Here is a 6,049-nt window from a genome sequence, read left to right as displayed (position 1 = left end):
GCCGAGGGGCTGCGCGAGCCGCTGTTCGAATCGGCGACCACCGGCAAGATTCTCGCCGCGATCTTCGGATTCTTCCTCGGTTACGGCGCAACGTTGGCGGAACCCGCGCTGAACGCGCTGGGCGAGACGGTGGAGAAAATCACCATTGGCGCATTCAGAAAGTCCTTCCTGATGCAATCGGTGGCACTCGGCGTCGGGCTCGGCATCGGTGTCGGCGTGATCAAGATCGCGTTCAACATTCCTCTGGAATATCTGCTGATCCCGCCCTACCTGCTGTTGCTGGTTCTGACGCTGATCTCCTCCGAGGAATTCGTGAACTTCGGCTGGGACAGCGCCGGCGTGACAACCGGACCGATCACGGTCCCGCTGGTGCTGGCCATGGGCCTGGGCATCGGTGGCAACGTGCAGGGCGTGATCGACGGCTTCGGCGTGCTGGCGCTGGCCTCGGTCGGGCCGATCATCACCGTGCTCGCGGTGGGAATCATCGTGTCCCGTGCCCGCAGCGGCCGACCGGCGGAGGCCGCATGAGCGAACACTTCGAAGTCCTGCGCAAGGTTTCACTGGTCGCGGCGATCCTGCCACCGCCGACCGTCAAGCCGGTGATCGAACGGCTGTTCGCCTCAGGCGAGCGCAACGCCTTCGTCACCAATGCCCGCGGCACGCTGATCCGGACCGAATGGGTCCAGCGCTTCCTGCCGCTGATCAGTCCGGAAAAGGAAATCCTGCGGTTTCTGGTTCCCGACGCACAGGTAGACAGCGTGATCCGCGAGATCTCCGAGGCCGGCGGCCTGCGCTACCCCGGTTCAGGCGCGGTGTACTCGGTCCCCTGCGACGACCTTTATCACACGCCGGACTTTCCGATCTGGGAAGGCCTGGGCTCCGAGGAGCCCGGCAGCGATGCCTCGATCGGACTGCGCGAAAACCTGGCCGCCATCACCTGCATTCTGCAGCCGGATTACACGGAGAGCGTCTCCAAGGCCGCAATGCAGGCGGGCGCCCACGGTCCGGTCGTCTACTACTGCGAAGGACGTGGCCTGCGCGACCGGCTCGGCTGGCTGCGAATCACCAAGAAACGCACCAAGGAAGTCATGACCGTGGTGGTGGACAACTCGGACGCCGACGCCGTGGTCGAGGCCATGACCGTCGCCGGCCGGCTGACCATGCCCGGACGTGGTTTTCTTTACCGCATGCCGGTGCAGAAAGGCATCGTCAACCTGCCGAGCACGGTGGGAAGCCGCCACTACGCCGCGGACATGCAGCAGGTCATCGCCGCCATCGACGGCCTGGTCGGTCACACGGATTGGCGGCGCCAGCAGGTCATTCGTCTCGGCACCGGGGCCCACGCCGCCGGCCTGGGACTGGAAGACGAGGTTGCCGACTCGGCGCAGACCGAACCACAGACCCGCCTCACCATCATCTCCAGCGGCACCCACATGCAGACCCTGCTGGATGCCGCGACAGCCGCCGGCGCCACCGGCGCCAACACATTGTCGGCTCGATTCGTCGAGGCGGAATCCAAGGTCGCGATGGGCCGTCGCCTGAACCGCGAGCGCTCGTGGATTCAATCCGTCGTCCCCGCTCGGCAGGCGCAGCCGATCATGGACGCCGTCATGAAAACCGCCGAAGAAAACAACATCACCGAGGTGTGCCTGTTCGGGCAGCCCGTGACCCGCGCGGTCACCTACCAGGCGCAGACGGTCGGCAATGACGCACCCAGCGGACGGACCTATCGGGGCGCGGCGATCTAGCGTTCCCGACCCACCGCAAAAATTGGTTCGGGCTGTCCGGTTCTGGCGCCGGATTCCGTTATAGACGGTGCAGATTCAACTGCCCCGAAATCACGGCACGAACGCGGTTCGGGCACCGCATGTGCTGTCACCAGACCCAGCTGCCCAGGAGTCACCGACCTTGATCCACGCGACCCACCATCGATCGGCGCTCGCCATCGTCGCCTTGCTCGTGCTGTTTTCCGGCTGCGTTGCACAGCGCCCGGTCTTCGAACCGGATATCCAGACCGCTATCCGTGACACAGGCACAACACTGATCGTCGATCAGGAAGAGATCAACGCGACCTACATCGTTCAGAACTCCTCCGCAGCCACGGCACAGTTCGGGCTGATCGGCGGGCTGATCGGGGCAGTGGTCGACGCATCGGTCAATTCGACCAGAGCCAAAACCGCCGAGGAGCGTGTCGCGGACATCCGCAACGCCATCCTTGGCTTCGATTTTGAAACGACAATGCAGGGCCACCTGGACTCCAGCCTCACGGAAGTCACTTGGCTGCATGCACGACCAGTTGAAGTTCTGACCAACGCCCAGTCCAGCGATGACCTTGATCGCCTCCTGCGCAAGGAAACCGGCGATGTCCACCTCTTCGTGAGTGCGGACTACTCCATTGACGCCGAACTCAATGCGGCCCGCGTCTCGCTCGAAGTGATCGCTGTTCCACGTTCCAAGACCGTGCGTGAAATCTCCGGCTGGACCGCAGACCGCCCTCCCTACGTCGTGCGACGCACCGCCATCTACCAAAACACCATTTCGTACGCTGCCTATATGGGACTCACATCTTCCGATGTCGAAGAACGTGAAGAGCACTGGATTGACAATCAGGGAGCTCTTCTCAAGAAGGCTCTGGAAACCGGTATCAACAACGTCGTGCGAACCTTGATTGTCGACCTCAACGACTCGACACCGGACACGGAACGCACCGCCAAGGTGGATTTCAAGGATCCGACCAAGGCAACAGTTGGATTGACTGCCCGTAGCGTCAAGGATACGGATGACGGCAAACAGGTTCGCTGGTCTGACGGCTCAATCGTGACTTACGCACCGGCGTTGTCGCTGACTGCCAGCAACGCACGGTAGTCTGGGATGCATTTCTCATGGCCGGCGCGGATACATGCCGCGCCGGCATTGCTGGCCTTCGCCCTGATCACGGGCTGCGTACCGAATCAATTCACGACAATGACCGCCGCACCCGCGGGGCACGACGTCAAACTCGATCGAAGGCGCACGGCTCGACTGATTCCTGAAAACGGTATCTGCCCACTCGTCCTGCGCAACGTCAGCGATCAACGCCGCCGCACCGAAGAACTCGGTCTGCACGGCCATGACTCCATCGTAATGGACGATCCGCTGGGTTGGAGCAGGCAGGTCTTTCTTGCCCTGCCCAACGTATCGGATGATCCGAATAGCGATTCAGCCTACCCGCTGGATGTCGAACTTCATGTCCTTCGTGTGCAGACCCATCGCGGCGGCTACACGCGTGCCGTCGCCCTGGTCACCAGAACGACCGTCACACTGGCATCCGGGGAAAAGGTTCAACGGGTGTATCGAGGCCGACAAACCGGGATCAATTGGTTCGGCTCACAGGAAGAGGTGAACGACGCCATCGTCACGGCATCAAAAGATCTGCAAAAACAGTTTCTTGCCGACTTGACCACATACTGCGAATCGCCCGAAACAACGAATGTCCGCAACTCCGCGTCCGAAGAGGCGGGCTGACCGACCTCAGAACGACGACCACCCCGTCGCCTCCATCAGGCGGTAGGTCCATCGCAACTTGGCGCGCTCATCGGCGAAGTCGGTGTAAGGCACCGAGAAGTGTCGGCCGTTCCGGTTCTCCCAGAGACCGTCGAACCACGTGGTCATCGAGATCGCCAGCGCATGGTCGGCCGGCAGGGACAAGGCCACGTCGGTCTCCAGATTGAAATCGTCCAGATTGCGGCGGGTGAAATTCGCGGAACCCAGGACCGACAGAAAGCGACCGTTGCCCGCGGTCTCCACCAGCAACGCCTTGAAGTGACATTGCTCGCCATGGGTGTCACACCAGCGCACATCGATCCCGGCGTTCACCAACTCGGCGGCGACCGGGCGCGCGGGCACGCCGTTCTTCTCGCGACCAAAGGCGTCGCGGTTCGGGTCCAGCAGCACGCGAACATCGGCGCCCCGCCCCCGCGCCGCCTTCAGCGCTTCGATGACCTCACGATCCGACAGATAGAACATCGCCAGACGAACGCGATCATCGGCACCGGCGACCTGCAGCGCATCGAGAATGGCCGACTCGATCGCATTCTCGGTGACGATCCGGATGGTGGCGTCGGGAGGTTTGCCGGTCTCACGTGGCGCGACCCGCAACCAGCGGTCCGGGATGCGGACATCATCGCTGGAGAATCGCAGCACGGCCTGTTCGGTTCGCAGCAGGTCGACGGCCGCGGGGCCCGCGAACCGCAGGGCGATGTTGCTGTGGGCGCTGCTGTCGGTGTGAGGATTCGCCGAGGTCACCAGCGCCCGCAGGCCTCCCCTGCCGTCATCGGCCACCAGCGTCTTGCGGTGGTTGGCCTTGAAGTTCAGCAGAGCGAGATAGCTGCGCAGCGTGACCTCGCCGTCGCCCAGCGCATTCGGCAGCCAGCCGCCCTCCGTGGTGTTGCCGAACGGCCGCGCCAGCCAGCGCCACAGTCCGCTGTAGCTGGGGTTGCTGTCACGCAACGCGGTCAGCCGCGTCATCACGACTTCGACGCCAACACGCCGCAGCCGCTGGAGGTGCTCGGCTTCCAGTCCGCCGTACACGGTATTGATCGGGTCGGTGATCAGGACCACGGTCAGACCGCCGTTCGCCGCACGTGCGTCGATCAACGCCCGGGTCAGCTCACTGGTCAGGTCACGCGTCCGTTCCGGTTCGGGTCCGTGAAACGGGTTGAACAGGAACATGTCGATGACGATCAGCTCGCGCGCATCCGCGATCATCTTGAACACGGCATCGAAGATGGCCTGATCGCTTTGTCGCCGGCCGTCGGCGTCGAGATAGGTCGTGTCCACCAGCAACTCGGCATCAGCCAGCGGTCGCGCCGACCCGTCGTGGGTCAGGCCTTCCGGCATCTGGACACGCGTCGACAGCGTGACGCTGAGCCATGCGATCAGGCCCACCGTGACGATGGTGTAGCCGATCAGACGCGGAACGCGTCGGACACGCTGCGTGAATCGGCTCATCGCTGCGAGCGTTCGACCGGCCGCGTCGCCATGCGGGCCGCGACGATGCGCAGCTTGGGCGCGATATGGCGCCGGCAGAACGGCGCCTCGGGGCGTCTTGCGTAGTAGTTCCGATACCGGGGCGACGACGCGCGGAACGTGCCGAAACGCAGCACTTCGGTCACCAGCGTCTTCTCGAACGCACCTCGGGCCGCCCGCAGTTCGCGGCGGGCGGACTCTGCCTGGGCGTTGTTCATGACATAGACGGCGGACCGGTACTTGTCGCGCATCGGATGCGCCGACGTACTGGCATGTGTGTGCAGATGCGCGTCGATCAACTCACGCAAAGCAATCCGGGTCGGATCGAAACGCAGGAGCACCGCCTCCGAAAAGCGGGCGGGGTCATCCGTCGTCGCGATCCAGCCCTGCCGGACCTCGGCCACGCCGACAATCGCCTGGAACACCGCCTCCGTGCACCAGTGACAGCCGCCGCCGAACCCGATCCGCTCACTCACCGTCGGCAACAGCCTCCGGAGCAGCCGCAAGCAGGTCCAGCGCAGCAGCGGTCATCGCCCGAACACCGGTTTCGATCGCCAAAGGCGCATCCGGCGCGAAGAACGGGGAATGCAGTGACGGCAACGACTCGCCGCTGCTTTTCGCCGCCTGGTAGGTTCGCGGTTCCACACCACCCAGCCAGTAGATGAAGCTGGGAATCGCCGGGTCGGTCAGTCCGTACTCGGAGAAATCCTCGCCGCCCATGACCGCGGGCACCGACTCCACCTGGTCTTCACCCAGCGTCGCCTCGATGACGCCGACAACCCGCTGGACCAGCTCCGGATTGTTGTAGGTGGACCGCGTGTGCTCGTCCTGCACCGTGACTTCGGGCAGCTTGTCCTCCGGCAACCCCGCCGCCAGCGCCTGTCCGCGGGCGATCCTGCGGATGCCGTCAATCAACGCATCGCGGGTCTCGGCGCTGTAGGCGCGTACCGTGAGCTGCAGCTTCACCTGATCCGGGATGATGTTGTGCTTGGTCCCGCCATGAATCGAGCCCACGGTCACGACCCCGGGCTCCACCGGCGGG

General features: G+C 63.9%; 7 protein-coding genes. 4 read left to right on the top strand and 3 right to left on the bottom strand.

The window, feature by feature from the left end; translation table 11 throughout:
• From ABNS06_RS13455 to ABNS06_RS13440, 4 genes are all read left to right on the top strand, one after another.
• Nucleotides 1-528, top strand: a 528-nt coding sequence (locus ABNS06_RS13455) for a DUF1538 family protein (RefSeq protein ID WP_348675109.1), incomplete at its 5' end; no start/stop codon positions are given.
• A complete protein-coding gene (locus ABNS06_RS13450) occupies nt 525-1,748 on the top strand; it encodes a P-II family nitrogen regulator (protein WP_348675108.1) in 1,224 nt (407 codons plus the stop codon). The genes ABNS06_RS13455 and ABNS06_RS13450, both read left to right, overlap by 4 nt.
• A gap of 160 nt (nt 1,749-1,908) precedes the next feature.
• Nucleotides 1,909-2,865, top strand: a complete 957-nt coding sequence (locus ABNS06_RS13445; RefSeq protein ID WP_348675107.1) for a hypothetical protein — start codon at nt 1,909-1,911, stop codon at nt 2,863-2,865.
• 6 nt (nt 2,866-2,871) lie between these two features.
• Nucleotides 2,872-3,504: a hypothetical protein gene (locus tag ABNS06_RS13440; RefSeq protein ID WP_348675106.1), complete on the top strand. Its 633-nt coding sequence runs from the start codon at nt 2,872-2,874 to the stop codon at nt 3,502-3,504.
• A gap of 6 nt (nt 3,505-3,510) precedes the next feature.
• Here the strand turns inward: ABNS06_RS13440 and ABNS06_RS13435 are convergent, their stop codons facing one another.
• The 3 genes from ABNS06_RS13435 to ABNS06_RS13425 form a co-directional block, all read right to left on the bottom strand.
• Nucleotides 3,511-4,989, bottom strand: coding sequence for a phospholipase D family protein (locus ABNS06_RS13435; RefSeq protein ID WP_348675105.1), 1,479 nt, complete (start codon nt 4,987-4,989; stop codon nt 3,511-3,513).
• Nucleotides 4,986-5,483, bottom strand: a complete 498-nt coding sequence (locus ABNS06_RS13430) for a peptide-methionine (S)-S-oxide reductase (RefSeq protein ID WP_348675104.1) — start codon at nt 5,481-5,483, stop codon at nt 4,986-4,988. Before ABNS06_RS13430 ends, ABNS06_RS13435 begins: the two co-directional genes overlap by 4 nt.
• A partial coding sequence (locus ABNS06_RS13425) for a M20/M25/M40 family metallo-hydrolase (RefSeq protein ID WP_348675103.1) occupies nt 5,476-6,049 on the bottom strand: 574 nt, incomplete at its 5' end. The genes ABNS06_RS13425 and ABNS06_RS13430, both read right to left, overlap by 8 nt.

The organism is uncultured Abyssibacter sp. (assembly GCF_964000955.1).
In the GTDB taxonomy this organism is placed as follows: Bacteria; Pseudomonadota; Gammaproteobacteria; order Nevskiales; family OUC007; genus Abyssibacter.
This window is presented reverse-complemented; position numbering and strand designations above follow the sequence as displayed.